This window comes from Streptomyces sp. NPDC048392 (assembly GCF_043200575.1).
In the GTDB taxonomy this organism is placed as follows: Bacteria; Actinomycetota; Actinomycetes; order Streptomycetales; family Streptomycetaceae; genus Streptomyces.
In genome coordinates this window covers 61,939-79,342 of the sequence record NZ_JBICYB010000031.1, presented here as the reverse complement: position 1 = coordinate 79,342, position 17,404 = coordinate 61,939, and the positions used below count along the sequence as shown (strand labels likewise).

The following is a 17,404-nucleotide window of genomic DNA, read 5'->3' as shown; positions in this document are numbered from 1 at the left end:
CGGGGGGGCCCCCTTCCCCCCCCGCTCCGCCGGCGCTGGTCGCCCCCCCCCGGCCCCCCCCCCCCCCCGGCGCGCGGGGGGGCCCCCCCCCCCCGGGGGGGGCCCCCCCCCCGGGGGCCCCCCCCGCCCGCAAGCCGCCTCCGAGCCACGCCGTGACCCGACACCCGTTCGGCCCGGCCCCGGAACATCCGCCCCGCCCCGCACGCTGTACCCGGTATGAGTGAATACCGCATCGAGCACGACTCCATGGGCGAGGTCCGCGTCCCCGCCCACGCCAAGTGGCGCGCGCAGACGCAGCGCGCGGTGGAGAACTTCCCCGTCTCCGGGCAGCGGATCGAGCGCGCGCACATCGAGGCGCTCGCGCGGATCAAGGGCGCGGCGGCCAAGGTCAACGCCGAACTGGGAGTTCTGGACAAGGACGTCGCCGCCGCGATCCAGGAGGCGGCCGGTGAGGTCGCCGCGGGGAAGTGGGACGAGCACTTCCCCGTGGACGTGTTCCAGACGGGGTCGGGGACCTCGTCCAACATGAACACCAACGAGGTGATCGCCACCCTGGCCGGTGAGCGGCTCGGCCGGGACGTGCATCCCAACGACCACGTCAACGCCTCCCAGTCGTCCAACGACGTCTTCCCGTCCTCGCTCCACATCGCCGCCACCGCCGCCGTCACCCGGGACCTGATTCCGGCCCTCGACCACCTCGCCGGGGCGCTGGAGCGCAAGGCGGAGGAGTTCGCCGACGTGGTGAAGTCCGGGCGCACGCACCTCATGGACGCCACGCCCGTCACCCTGGGCCAGGAGTTCGGCGGGTACGCGGCCCAGGTGCGGTACGGCGTCGAGCGGCTGGAGGCGTCCCTCCCGCGCCTCGCGGAGCTGCCGCTGGGCGGGACCGCCGTGGGCACCGGCATCAACACCCCGCCCGGCTTCGCCGCCGCCGTCATCGAGGAGGTGGCCCGCGCGACCGGGCTGCCGCTGACCGAGGCGCGCGACCACTTCGAGGCGCAGGGCGCCCGGGACGGCGTCGTCGAGACGAGCGGGCAGCTGCGGACCATCGGCGTCGGGCTGACGAAGATCGCGAACGACCTGCGGTGGATGGCGTCCGGACCGCGCACCGGGCTCGCGGAGATCTCGCTCCCCGATCTCCAGCCCGGGTCGTCCATCATGCCCGGCAAGGTCAACCCGGTGATCCCCGAGGCCGTCCTCATGGTCGCCACGCAGGTCACCGGCAACGACGCGACCGTCGCCGCCGCCGGAGCGGCCGGCAACTTCGAGCTGAACGTCATGCTGCCGGTCATCGCCAAGAACGTGCTGGAGTCGGTGCGGCTGCTGGCCAACGTCTCCCGGCTGCTCGCCGACCGGACGGTGGACGGGATCGTCGCGCACCGGGAGCGGGCCCGCGAGTACGCCGAGTCGTCCCCGTCCGTCGTCACACCGCTGAACAAGTACATCGGGTACGAGGAGGCCGCCAAGGTCGCCAAGAAGGCGCTGGCCGAGCGGAAGACGATCCGTCGGGTGGTGCTGGAGAGCGGGTACGTCGAACGCGGCGACCTCACGGACGAGCAGTTGGACGAGGCGCTCGACGTGCTGCGGATGACCCGTCCGTGAGGGGGCCCGGCGCACGCCGGCGCACACTGCCGCGATCATCGGCGCGTCGTGTGGTCAGGACACCTAATATCTCTCCATGGCAGACGGTGAAGCGGTGAGCGCGGCGACGGAGGCGGGCGGGCCGGCGGCCCGGGTGGAGTTCTGGGCGCCCGGGAGTCACATCCTGTGGCGGTACCGGGAGAACGGCGGTCCGCACCTCCACATCGCGCGTCCCGTCACCGTGGTACGGGACGACGCCGACCTGCTCGCCGTGTGGCTGGCGCCCGGCACCGAGTGTGTGAAGCCGGTCCTCGCCGACGGTACGCCCGTGCACCTGGAACCGCTGGCCTCGCGTTACACCAAGCCGCGCACCGTGCAGCGCGACCGGTGGTTCGGCACGGGGGTGCTGAAGCTGGCGCGGCCCGGCGAGGCCTGGTCGGTGTGGCTGTTCTGGGACCCGGGCTGGCGCTTCAAGAACTGGTACGTGAACCTGGAGGAGCCGCTGATCCGTTGGGAGGGCGGGGTGGATTCCGAGGACCATTTCCTGGACATCTCCGTCCACCCGGACCGCACCTGGCACTGGCGGGACGAGGACGAGTTCGCGCAGGCCCAGCGGGACCGGCTGATGGACGCCGGGCAGGCCGGGCGGGTGCGCGCGGCGGGCCGTGCCGCGGTCGCGGAGATCCGTGCCTGGGGGTCGCCGTTCGCCGACGGCTGGGAGGACTGGCGACCCGATCCGTCGTGGGCGGTACCGTCGCTGCCGGGGGACTGGGACCGCACGCCCGCGCACGTGTCCTCGTGAGACCCTTGATGTGCCCCCGGGCAGGAAACGTAGGATCGTCCTCCGCAAGGAGTGCGGCAGCGGCAACCGGCGGAGCGTGCGCTGTGCTTGACCGATCGTCACCGAGGGGCGGCAGGACGTGAGCGAGGGGTACGAGGGCAACACGGAGACGGGCCGCAGACGGCCAGCCGGTGACACAGGAACAGCCCCTGACCACGCGGGAATCCCGTTCCCTGGGCACGTATTGCGGGTATCGGGATTTCTGCGGGACGAACTGCACGCGCCGCGCGCAGTCCCGGACGGATGGATTCGACACGCGTGACGGAGCACCCGACCTCCTTCGACCGCCCCTCGACGGGCGCCGACCCCGCGGATCCCCACGGGCCGCTCCTGCGTACCCCCGTGCCGCCACGCGCCTCCGGGTCCGCGTTACCGGCACAGGGGCGTACCGGGGAGACGCCGCCCGCCGCGGGCGCGGACGCCCCCGGGGCCTTCGAGCACTCCCAGCCCGGCGCCGGGCAGGCCGCCGAGCCCGACACGCACCGCCCGCGGCCCGCGTCCGAGGGCGTCCCGGTCCAGCCGGGCGGCGCGCAGCCCGGCGGAGCGTCGTCGGGCCTGGCGCAGCCGGGGCCCGAGACGACCGCCGGCACCGCGGACCGCCGTGGCGCGCCGTCGGAACCGGACCGGCGTACGGGGCAGCCCACGACGCCCGGGCAGCCGACACCCATGCGGCGGGACGGGGACCGGCTGCGGTTCGTGGGGGCCGCGACCCGGCGGATCGCCCGGGGCATGGACCTGGACGAGATCGTGATGGGGCTGTGCCGGGCCACCGTGCCGACGTTCGCCGACGCGATCCTCGTCTACCTGCGCGAGCCGCTGCCGGTCGGCGACGAGCGGCCCACCGGCCCCCTGGTCCTGCGGCTGCGGCGCACCGACCGGATACCGGCCGAGCGGGACACCGAGAGCGGTTTCACGCCCGCCGCCCAGCCCGAGCCCTCCGAGCTGGAGTCGGTCGGCTCCGAGCTGTGCGAGGTACGGCCGGGCAGCGCGCTCGCCGAGGTGCTGCGCGGGGTGCGCCCGGTCTTCACGGACACCCCGGCCGCCCGCGCCGCCCTTCCGGAACTGCTCGGCGAGGAGCGCGAGTTCGCGGTACCCGACGGCCGCCGGGCGGTCCTCGCTCCACTGCGCGGCCGACGCCGGGTGATCGGTGCCGCCCTGTTCCTGCGCGGCCCGGAGCGCGTCGCCTTCGAGACCGACGACCTGCTGGTGGCCGCCCAACTGGCCACGCACAGCGCCCTCGGCATCGACAAGGCGGTGCTGTACGGGCGTGAGGCGTACATCGCCGACGAGCTGCAGCGCACCATGCTCCCGGAGAACCTGCCGCGCTGCACCGGCGTACGGCTGGCCTCCCGCTACCTCCCGGCCGCCGAGACGGCACGGGTCGGCGGCGACTGGTACGACGCCATCCCGCTGCCCGGCAGCCGGGTCGCGCTGGTCGTCGGCGACGTCATGGGCCACTCCATGACGTCGGCGGCCATCATGGGCCAGCTGCGGACCACCGCGCAGACCCTGGCCGGGCTCGATCTGCCGCCGCAGGAGGTGCTGCACCACCTCGACGAGCAGGCCCAGCGCCTGGGCAGCGACCGCATGGCGACCTGCCTGTACGCGGTGTACGACCCGGTCTCGCACCGCATCACCATCGCCAACGCCGGGCACCCGCCGCCCGTCCTGCTGCACCTGGGCGGCCATGCCGAGGTGCTGCGGGTGCCGGCCGGCGCCCCGATCGGTGTGGGCGGCGTGGACTTCGAGGCCGTGGAGCTGGACGCCCCGGCCGGCGCGACCCTGCTCCTCTACACGGACGGGCTGGTCGAGTCCCGGCTGCGCGACGTGTGGACCGGCATAGAGCAGCTGCGGGAGCGCCTCGCGGCCACCGCGCAGCTCACCGGCCCGGACCATCCGCCGCCCCTCGAAGCCCTGTGCGACGAGGTGCTGGACATGCTCGGCCCCGGCGACCGGGACGACGACATCGCGCTGCTCGCCGCCCGCTTCGACGGCATCGCGCCCAGCGACGTGGCGTACTGGTTCCTGGAGCCCGAGGACGCGGCTCCCGGCCGTGCCCGTCGCCTGGCGCGGCGCGCGCTCGCCCGCTGGGGCATGGAGGACCTCACGGACTCCGTGGAGCTGCTGGTCAGCGAGGTCGTGACCAACGCGGTGCGGTACGCCTCCAAGCCGGTCACCCTGCGTCTGCTGCGCACGGACGTACTGCGCTGCGAGGTCGGCGACGACGTGCCGCAGCTGCCACGGCTGCGGCAGGCGCGCGCCACGGACGAGGGCGGGCGCGGCCTCTACCTGGTGAACCGGCTGGCCCGGCGCTGGGGCGCGACGCGGCTGAGCACCGGCAAGGTGGTCTGGTTCGAGCTGAACCGGGGCTGAGACGTACGCGAGGGGGCGCCCGGTGTGTACCGGGCGCCCCCTCGCGCGTGCCCGCGGCCGCTGGGGCGGCTACTGGAGCCGGTCCCCGTCGGGGAGGAGCGGGGCGTCCGGCTCGGTGGACCCGTCGTCGCCCGTGGGCGGTTCGGTGGAGGGGCTGTTCGACGGCGACCGGGTCGGCGCCTCGGTCGTCGGCTCCTCGGTCGTCGGCTCGTTCGACGGGGGCGCCTCGGTCGTCGGCTCGTCGGAGGGCGGTGCCTCGGTGGTCTCCTCCCGCGTCGGCGACTCGGTCGGCGACTGGGGGGCGGACGGCGACTTGCTGGGCTTCACCGCGGCACCCTGCTTGGTGTCCAGGTCGAACTCGGTGACCTCGTCCATGACGCCGAAGGTGTACGCGGCCCAGATCTCCGCCGGGGGGCCGCCGCCGTTGACGCGGTAGTCGACGCCGGCCGCCTTGTACATCGGGACCTGCTTGTGCGGCGGCTTGTCGTCCTCGCCGAACAGGCCGACCGAGGTGACCAGGCCGGGGGTGAAGCCGGTGAACCAGGCGGACTTGTTGTTGTCGGAGGTACCGGTCTTGCCGGCCACCTGCTGCCCGTCGCGCAGCGGGTTGTCCCGCACGGACTTCCTGGCCGTGCCGTCGTCGACCACGCCGGTGAGCACGGAGGTGACCGTGTCGGCGGCCTCCCGGCTGATGACCTGCTCGCCGACGGGGTCGGGCATCTCGATCGTGCGGTCCTTGTGCTCGACCGACTTCACGATCGCCGGGGTGACCTTCTTGCCGTGATGGTCGAGGGTGGCGTAGACGCCGGCCATCTCCATGGGGCTGGCGCCCATACTGCCCAGGGTCTGCGCGGGCACGGGGTCGTCTCCCTCGGTGTCCATGCCGAGGTCGGAGGCGACCTTCATGACCTCGGTCATGCCGACGTCGACGCCCATCTGCGCGAAGACGGAGTTGACCGACTGGTTCATCGCCTCCTGGACGTCGATCTCGCCGTAGTCCGTGTCGTTCTCGTTCGGCGGGGCGAAGCCGACCTTCTTCCCGTCGTCCACCACGGGGCGCTCGCTGTCGCCGTCGTAGAGGGTGCCGGCCGTGATCGGCACGCCGTCCTGGGTCTCGGCGTCCTGGTCGACGGCGGCGGCGAGGATCACCGGCTTGAAGGTGGAGGCGGGCTGGTAGTCGTCACGGGTGGCGTTGCTGGTGAAGTGCTTCAGGTAGTTCACGCCGCCGTACATCGCCACCACGGAGCCCGTCTCCGGGTCGACCGAGACGGCTCCGGCCTGGACATCGGCGTCGACCTCGCGCTCGCCGGGGTCCAGCTTGCTGGTGAGCTTGGCCTTGACCGCCTTCTCCAGCGCGGCCTGCTTCTTCTTGTCGACGTTGAGGGTGACGGTGTAGCCGCCGAGGTCCACCAGGGCCTTGGCCTGCTCCATGTCCTCGGCGGCGCCCTGGGCGACGAGCTGCTTCTTGAGCGAGTGGTTGGCCGCGTCCACCAGGTACCCGGTCTGGCCCTCCATCCCGAGGGCGGCCTTGGGCTCCTTGGGCGTCGGGAACTTCATGCCCCGCCGGTCGGTCGCGTCCAGCCACTCCTGCTCGACCATGTTGTCCAGGACGTAGTTCCAGCGTTCCTGGACGAGCTTCTTGCCGGTCTCGCTGGCGATCGCCCAGTCGTACTGGTTCGGCGCCTGGAGCAGTGCGGAGAGGTAGGCGCCCTGTTCGACCGTCAGGTCCTCGGCGTCGACGCGGTAGTAGGCCTGCGCGGCGGCCTGGATGCCGTAGGCGCCGCGGCCGTAGTAGCTGGTGTTGATGTACCCGGCGAGGATGTAGTCCTTGGACTTCTCCCGGTCCAGCTTCAGGGAGATGACCAGTTCCTTCAGCTTGCGCGAGACCGTCTGGTCCTGGGTCAGGTAGTAGTTCTTGACGTACTGCTGGGTGATCGTCGAACCGCCCTGCGCGCCCTTGCCGGAGAGGGTGTTGAGTACACCGCGCGCGGTGCCCTTGAGGTCGACGCCGGCGTCCTTGTAGAAGGTCTTGTTCTCGGCGGCGACGAAGGTGCGCTGGACGTCCTTGGGAATCTTGGCGAGGTCGACGATCTCACGGTTGCGCTCACCGGTGCGGGCCATGATGCTGCCGTCGCCGTACTTGTAGACGTTGCTCTGCAGTTCGGCTTCGGGGTTGCCCTCGGGGATGTCGATCACCATGTACAGCACGATGAAGGCGCCCATGCCGAGCAGGCAGAGACCGAAGAAGGTGCCGAGGATCTTCTTCCAGGTGAACAGCCGGCGTATGCCGCTCTTCCCGCCCGCGTCCGACGAACGGCGGCGTTTCGGCGCCGCGCGGCGTCCACCGCGCTGTCGCGCTTTTCTCTCTTCCGCTCGTCCCATGGGTCCGATCCGCTCCGCTTCGGTCATCTGTGGGCACGTCTCGCTCACGCGTCACAGGTTCGTCGCTCAGGTCAGCTCAGAAAGCTAACACCGGGAGGTGTGACAAACGGCTACTGATCCGGCCTTGTACGGACGTGAGAATCAGCACCCACTCCGTAGGAACCGACGTACGAGAGGGGGGCAGGGTTGCCGTCCGCGAGTAAAGTGATAACACTTAGCTAGTCCGGAGATATGCTCCGGAGACAGCCGTCGGGGCGCGCGAGCGCGCCCCGCGAGAACGGGGGACCACCCATGTCCACGCACGATGCCCCGCAGGTCACCGCGGACGTGCCCGAGATGCCGGCGCCACGGGTGCGCGAGAACCAGGCACACAGCATCGGGGGCGGCTTCGCGCTGCTGCTCGGCCTGGTCGGACTGCTCGTCGGCGCGGGTCTGATCGCCACCGCCACGGCCGTCGCCTCGACCGGCGGCAAGGCCGTACTGATCATCGGGGGGATCCTGACCGCCCTGGCCGCCTTCCTCGCGATGTGCGGACTGAACATGGTCGCGCCGGGCGAGGCCCGGGTGGTGCAGCTCTTCGGGCGGTACCGGGGGACGATCCGGCAGGACGGCCTGCGCTGGGTGAACCCCTTCACCTCGCGCACCAAGATCTCGACGCGGGTGCGCAACCACGAGACGGCCGTCCTGAAGGTGAACGACGCCTACGGCAACCCGATCGAGCTGGCCGCCGTCGTGGTGTGGCGGGTGGAGGACACCGCGCAGGCCACCTTCGAGGTGGACGACTACGTCGAGTTCGTCTCCACCCAGACCGAGGCGGCCGTGCGGCACATCGCCATCGAGTACCCCTACGACGCCCACGAGGAGGACGGTCTCTCCCTGCGCGGCAACGCCGAGGAGATCACCGAGAAGCTCGCCGTGGAGCTGCACGCGCGCGTGGAGGCGGCCGGCGTGCAGATCATCGAGTCCCGCTTCACGCACCTCGCGTACGCGCCGGAGATCGCCTCGGCGATGCTCCAGCGGCAGCAGGCGGGCGCGGTGGTCGCGGCGCGGCGGCAGATCGTGGACGGCGCGGTCGGCATGGTCGAGGCGGCACTCGTCAGGATCAGCGAGCGGGGCATCGTGGAACTGGACGACGAGCGCAAGGCGGCGATGGTGTCCAACCTGATGGTCGTGCTCTGCGGGGACCGCGCCGCCCAGCCGGTCCTGAACACGGGGACGCTCTACCAGTGACGACCCCGCCCGGGGATTCCGCGCCTCTGGAGGGCCCTGATCCCAAGCGCCGGCCGCAGCAGCGCAAGCAGGTGCTGCTGCGGCTGGACCCCCAGGTGTACGAGGCACTGGCCCGCTGGGCGGGCGACGAGCTGCGCTCGGCCAACGCCCAGATCGAGTTCCTGCTCCGCAGGGCACTCGCGGAGGCCGGCCGGCTGCCCGGGGACGCCGGGCCGCTGCCGCGCCGGGGCCGTCCGCCGAGGAGCGGCCCGGGGACCGCGCCACCGTCGTAGCGAAGCGGGTCGGGCCGCGCCCCTGCCACGGCCGCAGGGCCCGCCACCTTCGCAGCGCGGACGGGCCGCGCCCTCGCCCTCGCGGGGGCGCGGCTTCCGCCGTAGCGGAACCGTGACAACCGGCCCCGACCTGCGGCGCCGTACGCGCCGCCATGGTCTGCGCACACCGCGTATACATACCGCGTATACACCGTGTGTAGAGTGCTCCGCATGTCCATCGGTCACACCCTCCTGGGGCTCCTGGAGTCCGGGCCGCGCCACGGTTACGACCTCAAGCGCGCCTTCGACGAGAAGTTCGGTCACGACCGTCCGTTGCACTACGGCCAGGTCTACTCGACGATGTCCCGCCTGCTGAAGAACGGCCTCGTCGTGGTCGACGGCATCGAGGCGGGCGGCGGCCCCGAGCGCAAGCGGTACGCGATCACCGCCGAGGGGATCACCGACGTACAGCGGTGGCTCGCCACGCCGGAGAAACCCGAGCCGTATCTCCAGTCGACGCTGTACACCAAGGTCGTCCTCGCACTGCTCACCCAGCGCGACGCCGCCGACATCCTCGACACCCAGCGTTCGGAGCACCTGCGCAGCATGCGCATCCTCACCGACCGCAAGCGCAAGGGCGACCTCGCGGACCAGCTCATCTGCGACCACGCCCTCTTCCACCTCGAGGCCGACCTGCGCTGGCTGGAACTGACCGCCGCGCGCCTCGACAAGCTCCGTGAGGCGGTAACCCGATGACTCCTCCCGCAGGTTCGCTGCTCTCGGCCGAGCAGCTCCGCAAGGCCTACGGCCCCACTGCCGCCCTCGACGGCGCCGAGTTCTCCATCCACCCCGGCGAGGTCGTCGCCGTCATGGGCCCCTCCGGGTCCGGCAAGTCGACGCTGCTGCACTGCCTCGCCGGCATCGTCACCCCCGACTCGGGGACGATCACGTACAACGGGCATGAGCTGTCCGCCATGTCCGACGCCCGGCGCAGTGCGCTGCGCCGCTCGGACTTCGGGTTCGTGTTCCAGTTCGGGCAGCTGGTGCCCGAACTGACCTGTGTCGAGAACGTCGCCCTTCCGATGCGTCTGAACGGCACCTCCCGAAAGGAGGCCGAGCGGGCCGCGCTGACCTGGATGGAGCGGCTGGAGGTCGACGACCTCAGGAAGAAGCGGCCCGGCGAGGTATCCGGCGGTCAGGGACAGCGGGTCGCGGTGGCGCGCTCGCTGGTCACCAGTCCGCGGGTGCTCTTCGCGGACGAGCCGACCGGCGCCCTGGACTCCCTCAACGGAGAGCGCGTCATGGAACTCCTCACCGACGCCGCCCGCTCCACCAACGCGGCCGTCGTCCTGGTCACGCACGAGGCACGGGTGGCCGCCTACTCCGACCGCGAGGTCGTCGTACGGGACGGCAAGTCCCGGGACATGGAGCGGGTCGTATGAGCGTGCGCCAGTGGGCCGCCGACCTGATGATGGGCGTCCGCTTCGCCTTCACCGGTGGCCGCGAGGGCTGGACCCGGGCCGTACTGACGGCCGTCGGCGTCGGCCTCGGCGTGGCGCTGCTGCTGCTGACGACGGCGCTGCCGAACGCGCTCAGCGTCCGGCACGGCCGGGAGGCGGCCCGCACCGACATCACCTACTCCCCCGAGCAGCCGGCGAAGGCCGACGACACCCTCGTGGTCGCCAACGTCGGTTCGGACTTCCGTGACGACAGCATCCGGGGCCGGGCCCTGGAGCCCGAGGGGCCGCGGGCGCCGCTGCCGCCGGGGGTGGACGAGTTCCCGGCGGTCGGCGAGATGGTGGTCTCCCCCGCGCTGAAGGACCTGCTGGAGTCGGACTCCGGTGCGGTCCTGCGCGAGCGGCTGCCGGACCGGATCGTCGGCACCATCGGGGAGAGCGGTCTGATCGGCTCGGCCGAACTCGCCTTCTACCGGGGCGCCGACGGCCTCGCACCGCACATCACCGGCGGCAGGATCGCCCGTGTCGACCGCTTCGGTGCGAGCGCCGCCCCCGAACGGTCCGACCCGGTCCTGCTCCTGCTGATCCTCGTCGTCTTCGTGGTGCTGCTGATGCCGGTCGCGGTCTTCATCGCCGCCGCCGTGCGGTTCGGCGGCGAGCGGCGGGACCGGCGGCTCGCGGCGCTGCGGCTGGTGGGCTCCGACAGTCGCATGACCCGGAGGATCGCCGCCGGTGAGGCCCTGGCGGGCGCGGTGCTCGGGCTGGTCTTCGGCGCCGGGTTCTTCATGGTCGGGCGGCAGCTCGCGGGCACGGCCGAGGTGTTCCACATCAGCGTGTTCCCGAGCTACCTCGACCCCTCGCCGCTGCTGGCCCTGCTGGTCGCGGTGGCCGTGCCGGCGGCAGCGGTGCTGGTGACGCTGTTCGCGCTGCGCGGAGTGGTCATCGAACCGCTCGGCGTGGTCCGCGCGGGCCGGCCGGCCCGGCGCCGGCTGTGGTGGCGGCTGCTGCTGCCGCTGGCCGGACTCGCCATGCTCTACCCGATGACCGGCAACGGGCGTGAGAACGGCGACTTCAACCAGTACCTGGTGACCGGCGGCGTCGTGCTGCTCCTGATCGGCGTGACCGCGCTGCTCCCGTGGATCGTGGAGACCGTCGTGGCCCGGCTCGGCTCGGGCGGCGTGGCCTGGCAACTGGCCGTACGCAGGCTGCAGATGAGCAGCGGCACGGCGGCCCGGATGGTCAACGGCATCGCCGTCGCCGTCGCCGGGGCGATCGCGCTGCAGATGCTGTTCGTCGGCGTGGACGACGACTACACCAGGTCCACCGGGCAGGACGTGTCGCTGGCGCAGATGGAGGCGACCCTGCCGAGCGAGGTCCCGCTGGGCCCTGCGGCCGACGAGTTCCGCGACACCGAGGGGGTGAAGGCGGTCTACGCCTACTCCGAGGGCTACCTCGGCGAACGCGCGCTGAACCCGGGCCACGGCACGACGGTGACCGTGGGCGAGTGCGCGTCGCTGCGGGAGATCGCCGACCTGCCCTCCTGCGACGACGGGGACGTGTTCGCCGTTCACGGTGCCGAGTGGGACACCGGGGAGGACATGGCGAAGCTGGCGGTGCCGGGCCGGAAGCTGTACGTGGACCCGTCCTACGAGGGAGCTCCGAAGAGCCGGGAGATCCCCTGGACGGTGCCGCGGGAGGTCAAGGCGGCGAAGCCGCGTCGCGGTCTGCTGGCCGGAACCGACCGGGGCGGTTTCCTGATCACGCCCGAGGCGATGCCGGACACGCTCGCGCCCGCCCTGACCGGACACGCCTACCTCAAGCTCGACGAGTCGGTGGCGGACGTGCACGACCTGGTACGGAACACCGCGGCGGCCGTCGACCCGCTGGCGGACACCGTGACGTGGGCGGAAACGGAGCGCACCGGCCGGTTCGACGCCATCCGCACCGGCCTGTTCGTGGGGGCGGCGTGTGTGCTGGCGCTGATCGGTGCCAGTCTGCTGGTGTCGCAGCTGGAGCAGCTGCGCGAACGGAAGAAGCTGCTGTCGGCCCTGGTCGCCTTCGGCACCCGGCGCCGCACGCTGAGCCTGTCGGTGCTGTGGCAGACGGCGATTCCCATCGTGCTGGGCCTGGTGCTGGCCTCGGTGGTGGGCCTGACCCTGGGCACGGTGCTCCTGAAGATGACGAACACCCCGGTCCACGTCGACTGGACCGGAGTCCTGGCCATGACCGGCATCGGCGCGGCGGTCGTCCTGGCGGTGACGCTGTGCAGTCTGCCTCCGCTGCTGCGGCTGATGCGGCCGGAGGGCCTGCGCACGGAGTAGCCCGTCCGCTCCGCGGCTGGGCGACCGCTGAGCGACCGCACGGCTGGGCGGTCGCTCAGCCGTGCGCCGTCGGGCGGTCGCTCAGCCCGTGCGCCGTCGGGCGGTCGCTCAGCCCGAGCGCCGTCGGGCGGTCGCTCCGCCGTGCACCGTCGGGCGGTCGCTCAGCCGTGCACCGTCCGTACCGGCAGGTCCGCCATCGCCTCCCGCAGGGCCGCCGCCAGTTCCCCGTACTCCGCCGAGCGGGCCGCGCCCGTGCGCATGGCGAGGGCGACGCGACGGGTGGGCGCCGGGTGGGCGAAGGACGCGGTGAGGAGCCGGCTGGAGCGCGAGGTCTCCACGCGGACGGCGGTGCGCGGCAGCAGCGTCACCCCCAGGCCGCCGGCCACCAGCTGCACCAGCGTCGACAGACCGGCGGCCGTCGTCGTCGCCGGGACACCGGCGCGGCCCGCCTCCCGGCAGATGTCGAGCGCCTGGTCCCGCAGGCAGTGACCCTCGTCGAGCAGCAGCAGTTTCAGCTCGCGCAGCACCGACCGCTCGATGCCCTCCTGGCCGCCGAGCCGGTGGTCGAGCGGCGTGACCAGTACGAAGTCCTCGTCGAAGAGGGGGAGTTCGGTGACGCCGGGGACACCGAGCGGGACCGCCAGCAGCAGCAGGTCGAGACGGCCGGTGGTGAGACCGTCCAGGAGACTCGCGGTCTGCTCCTCGTGGACCTGGAGGTCGAGGTCCGGGTAGCGGTCGTGCACCAGCCGCAGCACCGTCGGCAGCAGGTACGGCGCCACGGTCGGGATGACGCCGAGCCGCAGCGCGCCGGTGAAGGGCGCCCGTACCGCCTCCGCCTCCTCCAGCAGTGCGCCGACCTCCGCCAGTACCGCCTTGGTCCGCACCGCGAGCCGTTCACCGGCCGGCGAGAGCAGCACCTTGCGCGTCGTGCGCTCCAGGAGGGTGACACCCAGTGCCTCCTCAAGGGCGGAAACGGCGCCCGAGAGCGCCGGCTGGCTCATACCGATCGCGGCGGCGGCGTCGCGGAAATGCAGGTGCTCGGCGACCGCGTCGAAAGCCCGCAGCTGGGCGAGGCTGGGCTGCCTCTTCTTACCTGTCACTAATAGCCACCTCCGATCAACTTGACCGAGTGTAGCTATTTCACTAATCAATGCACTCTGTGCCAACATCATCAGCGTCCAACCCATGGGAAACACTCGCGAACCGGGGTGTTTCCTCGCTGCATTTTTGGAGAGCGCGTGCTCACTGTCGGTGACAAGTTCCCCGAGTTCGACCTGACCGCCTGCGTCTCGCTGGAGAAGGGCGAGGAGTTCCAGCAGATCAACCACAAGACCTACGAGGGTCAGTGGAAGGTCGTTTTCGCGTGGCCCAAGGACTTCACCTTCGTGTGCCCGACCGAGATCGCCGCCTTCGGCAAGCTGAACGACGAGTTCGCCGACCGTGACGCCCAGGTGCTCGGCTTCTCCGGCGACTCCGAGTTCGTGCACCACGCCTGGCGCAAGGACCACCCGGACCTGACCGACCTGCCGTTCCCGATGATGGCCGACTCGAAGCACGAGCTGATGCGCGACCTCGGCATCGAGGGCGAGGACGGCTTCGCCAAGCGCGCCGTGTTCATCGTGGACCAGAACAACGAGATCCAGTTCACCATGGTGACCGCGGGCTCGGTCGGCCGTAACCCCAAGGAGGTCCTGCGGGTCCTCGACGCCCTGCAGACCGACGAGCTCTGCCCGTGCAACTGGAGCAAGGGCGACGAGACGCTCGACCCGGTCGCACTGCTGGCCGGGGAGTGAGCCGGCATGTCCCTCGACTCCCTGAAGTCCGCCGTACCCGACTACGCCAAGGACCTGAAGCTCAACCTGGGCTCGGTCATCGGCAACTCCGACCTCCCGGCGCAGCAGCTGTGGGGCACCGTGCTGGCGACCGCCATCGCCTCGCGCTCCCCCATCGTCCTGCGTGAACTGGAGCCGGAGGCGAAGGCCAACCTCACGCCCGAGGCGTACTCGGCCGCCAAGTCGGCCGCCGCCGTCATGGCGATGAACAACGTCTTCTACCGCACCCGGCACCTGCTGTCGGACCACGAGTACGGCACCCTGCGCGCGGGTCTGCGGATGAACGTCATCGGCAACCCGGGCGTCGACAAGGCCGACTTCGAGCTGTGGTCCTTCGCGGTGTCCGCCATCAACGGCTGCGGCATGTGCCTGGACTCGCACGAGCAGGTGCTCCGTAAGGCCGGTGTGGACCGCGAGACGATCCAGGAGGCGTTCAAGATCGCCGCCGTGGTCGAGGCCGTCGGCGTCACGCTGGACGCCGAGGCGGTCCTGGCCGCCGAGTAGTCCCGCTCCGCGCGGCACACACACGGCACGGGCCCCGCTCACCGAAAGGTGGGCGGGGCCCGTGCACGTCGCGGGCCGGGAGCAACCGCCGCGTCGTCGCGCCGGGAGGCGTCGGACGGTCGCTACGCCGGGTCCGACGGCCGCTACGCCGGGGAGGCCTCCGACGACGGGTCGGCCTCCGGGGGCCTGGGCTCCGGGGGCCTGTGCTCCGGGGGCCCGGGCTCCGGGTCGACCGCCGGGGAGGCGTCCGTCGAGGTGGCACTGTGCGGCTTGGGGGCTTGGCGCAGGGCGGCCTCGCGGGCGTACGCCCGCAGATACCCCACGACGGTGTTGGTCACCGCCACCAGCGGGACGGCGACCACGGCGCCGCCGATGCCGGCCACCATGCCGCCGGCGGCCACCGACAGCACCACCGCCAGCGGATGGACCCGCACCGCGCGTCCGAGGATGAAGGGCTGCAGGATGTGGCCCTCGATCTGCTGCACCACCAGCACCACGGCGAGGGTCATGACCGCCGCGAACATCCCCTGCGTCACCAGCGCCACCACGACCGCGAGGGCCCCGGACACCACCGCGCCGACGAGCGGGACGAAGGCGAACAGGAAGATGAACACGGCCAGCGGGACGGCCATCGGCACGTCCAGGAAGTAGATGCCGAGGCCGATGAAGATGGCGTCGATCAGGGCGACGATCACCGTGCCGCGGACATAGGCGGTCAGCGTCCGCCACGCGCGCGGGCCGGCCCCGGCCACGCCCGGTCGTGCGGCGGCCGGAACCAGCCTCAGCGACCACTGCCAGATGCGCTTGCCGTCGTAGAGCAGGAAGAGCGTCGAGAAGGCGGCCAGCAGGATGCCGGTGAGCGCCTCGACGACGACCGTGACGCCCTCGAGTCCGGCCGACGTGATCTGGTCGGTGTTGGCGCCGACCGCGTCGCGCAGGCTCTCGGCGATCTCGTTGATCTGCTTGTCGGTGACGTGGAAGGGGCTGTTCAGCAGCCAGATGCGCAGCTCGTCGATGCCGTCCTGGACCTGGTCCGAGAGGTTGTCGATGTTCTCCATCACCTGCCAGGTGACGAACCAGCCGATCAAGCCCATGATCACGAAGCCGAGGATCGCGGTCAGGGCGGTGGCCGGCCCCCGCGGCACCCCGTGCCGGCGCAGCCAGGCCACGGCCGGCTGGAGCAGCGCCGTGATCAGCAGCGCGGCCACGAACGCCAGCACCACCAGCTGAACGGCGCTGATGATCCGCATCAGCACCCACACGGTGCCCGCGAGCACCAGCAGCCGCCAACCGGCCTCCGCGGCGACCCGTACTCCCCAGGGCACGGCCTGCGCCGGATCGGGGCGGTCGCGGACCACGATGGCGTGGTGCCCGGCGGCGTAGTCGTAGGCCGCGTCCTCCAAGGACTGTGTCACGGGGTCGGCGGCCGATGCCGGTCCGTCGTCGGCGTCGTTCCGCCGCGCCGCCTCACGGCGCTGGTCCAACCGCTCACTCATCTGCGTCAGTCCGGCGCCGAGCCGACCGAGCCACCCTGGCACTCGCGACATGATCCGTCCTCTTCCCCCGTCCTTCCCCACCACTCCCCCCGGAGCGTTCCGCTCCGACCGTACAGGGCGGGAGCGCGAAAGCCCCCCACCGTAGGACGGTGAGGGGCTGCGCGAGGTTGAGCGTGGACCGCGCCGGGCCGCGCCGGGCGGACGGCGGGCTCAGTACCAGTGGTTGGCCTGCCAGAAGCCCCATGCTTCGCACGGGCTGCCGTAGCGGTTGTCCATGTAGCTGAGGCCCCACTTGATCTGGGTGGCCGGGTTGGTCCGCCAGTCGGCGCCCGCGGAGGCGTACTTGCCCGCGGGGAGTGCCTGGAAGAGCCCGTAGGCACCGGAGGAGGCGTTCACGGCCTGGTAGTTCCAGCTGGACTCGTGGTTCACGATGTTGCTGAAGCACTGGAACTGGCCGCTCGGCACCATCTGGCGGGCCATCGCCTGGATCTGGCTGGTGCTGTAGGAACTCTGGACGGCGAAGCTGGCGGACTCGCGCTTGGCGTCACGGCTGGCGGCTTCCTTCTCCGCCTCGCGCTCCTTGGCCTCCTCGGCCGCCTTCCTGGCCTTCTCCTGCTTGGCCACGGCGGTCTCGGCGGCTGCCTTGCGGGCCGCCGCCTCGGCGTCCTTCTTCGCGCTCGCGTCCGCGGCGATGGCCTGCACGTCGGCCTGCTGTGTCAGGGACGCGGTCTGCACCTGCGCCTGCTCACCCATGGGGATGTCGGCGAGCAGCGTGGTGCCGGCTGCCGTCGCCTCCGCGTCGTTGTTCTGCGCGACGCTGCCCGAGGCAACTCCGACGACGCTTCCGACAGCGGTGACCGCGGTGGCCGAGGCCACTGCGAATCCCCGGACCGAGATCCGGCTCACACGGTTTCCTTCCAGCATCGCCCGCTTCGGTGACCCTCGCGGACGCAATCGTGCCCCTGGCGCTGGCCTCCCCAACTACGGGTCACGGGAGGCACGGACCCGGTGGACAACTCCCCTGCGGGGAGCGCCGCGTGGTGCTCGGGCGGCATACGACTCGGCTATGGAGTTGGACTGGTGCTTCTGTGGTGCCGTACCGCTGGGGGTACAGGTGTGTCGTATGCGGGGCCTGA

Annotated in this window: 14 protein-coding genes; 10 read left to right on the top strand and 4 right to left on the bottom strand. The window is 71.7% G+C overall.

The window, feature by feature from the left end; genetic code table 11:
* The first annotated feature begins 216 nt into the window (after positions 1 to 216).
* From ACGFYH_RS29770 to ACGFYH_RS29760, 3 genes are all read left to right on the top strand, one after another.
* On the top strand, positions 217 to 1,602 hold the full coding sequence (locus ACGFYH_RS29770) for a class II fumarate hydratase (protein WP_393806270.1): 1,386 nt from the start codon (positions 217 to 219) through the stop codon (positions 1,600 to 1,602).
* 76 nt (positions 1,603 to 1,678) lie between these two features.
* On the top strand, positions 1,679 to 2,383 hold the full coding sequence (locus tag ACGFYH_RS29765) for a DUF402 domain-containing protein (RefSeq protein WP_393806269.1): 705 nt from the start codon (positions 1,679 to 1,681) through the stop codon (positions 2,381 to 2,383).
* 282 nt (positions 2,384 to 2,665) lie between these two features.
* Entirely contained in the window at positions 2,666 to 4,795 is a 2,130-nt protein-coding gene (locus ACGFYH_RS29760) for a SpoIIE family protein phosphatase (RefSeq protein WP_393806268.1), read from the top strand.
* Between the two features lie 69 nt (positions 4,796 to 4,864).
* Here ACGFYH_RS29760 and ACGFYH_RS29755 read toward each other — a convergent pair whose 3' ends face one another.
* Positions 4,865 to 7,177, bottom strand: a complete 2,313-nt coding sequence (locus ACGFYH_RS29755) for a transglycosylase domain-containing protein (RefSeq protein WP_393806267.1) — start codon at positions 7,175 to 7,177, stop codon at positions 4,865 to 4,867.
* Between the two features lie 291 nt (positions 7,178 to 7,468).
* On the opposite strand from ACGFYH_RS29755, the gene ACGFYH_RS29750 reads away from it, so the two are divergent.
* From ACGFYH_RS29750 to ACGFYH_RS29730, 5 genes are all read left to right on the top strand, one after another.
* Positions 7,469 to 8,407 carry an SPFH domain-containing protein gene (locus ACGFYH_RS29750; protein WP_393806266.1) on the top strand — a complete coding sequence of 313 codons (939 nt, stop codon included), beginning with the start codon at positions 7,469 to 7,471 and terminating at the stop codon, positions 8,405 to 8,407.
* Positions 8,404 to 8,679: a hypothetical protein gene (locus ACGFYH_RS29745; protein WP_393806265.1), complete on the top strand. Its 276-nt coding sequence runs from the start codon at positions 8,404 to 8,406 to the stop codon at positions 8,677 to 8,679. The genes ACGFYH_RS29750 and ACGFYH_RS29745 overlap by 4 nt, the downstream gene beginning before the upstream one ends.
* 210 nt (positions 8,680 to 8,889) lie before the next feature.
* Complete coding sequence (locus ACGFYH_RS29740) at positions 8,890 to 9,414, top strand: PadR family transcriptional regulator (RefSeq protein ID WP_393806264.1); 525 nt, start codon at positions 8,890 to 8,892, stop codon at positions 9,412 to 9,414.
* Positions 9,411 to 10,100 (top strand): ABC transporter ATP-binding protein, encoded by a 690-nt coding sequence (locus tag ACGFYH_RS29735; RefSeq protein WP_393806263.1) that lies wholly within the window; start codon positions 9,411 to 9,413, stop codon positions 10,098 to 10,100. The genes ACGFYH_RS29740 and ACGFYH_RS29735 overlap by 4 nt, the downstream gene beginning before the upstream one ends.
* The gene (locus tag ACGFYH_RS29730) at positions 10,097 to 12,436 is read left to right on the top strand and encodes an ABC transporter permease (protein ID WP_393806262.1); all 2,340 of its coding nucleotides are present in this window, start codon (positions 10,097 to 10,099) and stop codon (positions 12,434 to 12,436) included. Before ACGFYH_RS29735 ends, ACGFYH_RS29730 begins: the two co-directional genes overlap by 4 nt.
* A 161-nt stretch (positions 12,437 to 12,597) precedes the next feature.
* Here the strand turns inward: ACGFYH_RS29730 and ACGFYH_RS29725 are convergent, their stop codons facing one another.
* Entirely contained in the window at positions 12,598 to 13,536 is a 939-nt protein-coding gene (locus ACGFYH_RS29725; protein WP_393806261.1) for a hydrogen peroxide-inducible genes activator, read from the bottom strand.
* Between the two features lie 138 nt (positions 13,537 to 13,674).
* Between ACGFYH_RS29725 and ACGFYH_RS29720 the strand changes: the two genes are divergently transcribed.
* Both ACGFYH_RS29720 and ACGFYH_RS29715 read left to right on the top strand, forming a co-directional pair.
* Positions 13,675 to 14,229, top strand: coding sequence for a peroxiredoxin (locus ACGFYH_RS29720; RefSeq protein WP_393806260.1), 555 nt, complete (start codon positions 13,675 to 13,677; stop codon positions 14,227 to 14,229).
* 6 nt (positions 14,230 to 14,235) lie between these two features.
* Complete coding sequence (locus ACGFYH_RS29715) at positions 14,236 to 14,772, top strand: alkyl hydroperoxide reductase (RefSeq protein WP_393806259.1); 537 nt, start codon at positions 14,236 to 14,238, stop codon at positions 14,770 to 14,772.
* A 143-nt stretch (positions 14,773 to 14,915) separates the two neighbouring features.
* Here ACGFYH_RS29715 and ACGFYH_RS29710 read toward each other — a convergent pair whose 3' ends face one another.
* Complete coding sequence (locus tag ACGFYH_RS29710; protein WP_393806258.1) at positions 14,916 to 16,319, bottom strand: AI-2E family transporter; 1,404 nt, start codon at positions 16,317 to 16,319, stop codon at positions 14,916 to 14,918.
* 159 nt (positions 16,320 to 16,478) lie between these two features.
* Positions 16,479 to 17,174, bottom strand: a complete 696-nt coding sequence (locus ACGFYH_RS29705; RefSeq protein ID WP_393806257.1) for a transglycosylase SLT domain-containing protein — start codon at positions 17,172 to 17,174, stop codon at positions 16,479 to 16,481.
* Positions 17,175 to 17,404: the final 230 nt, after the last annotated feature.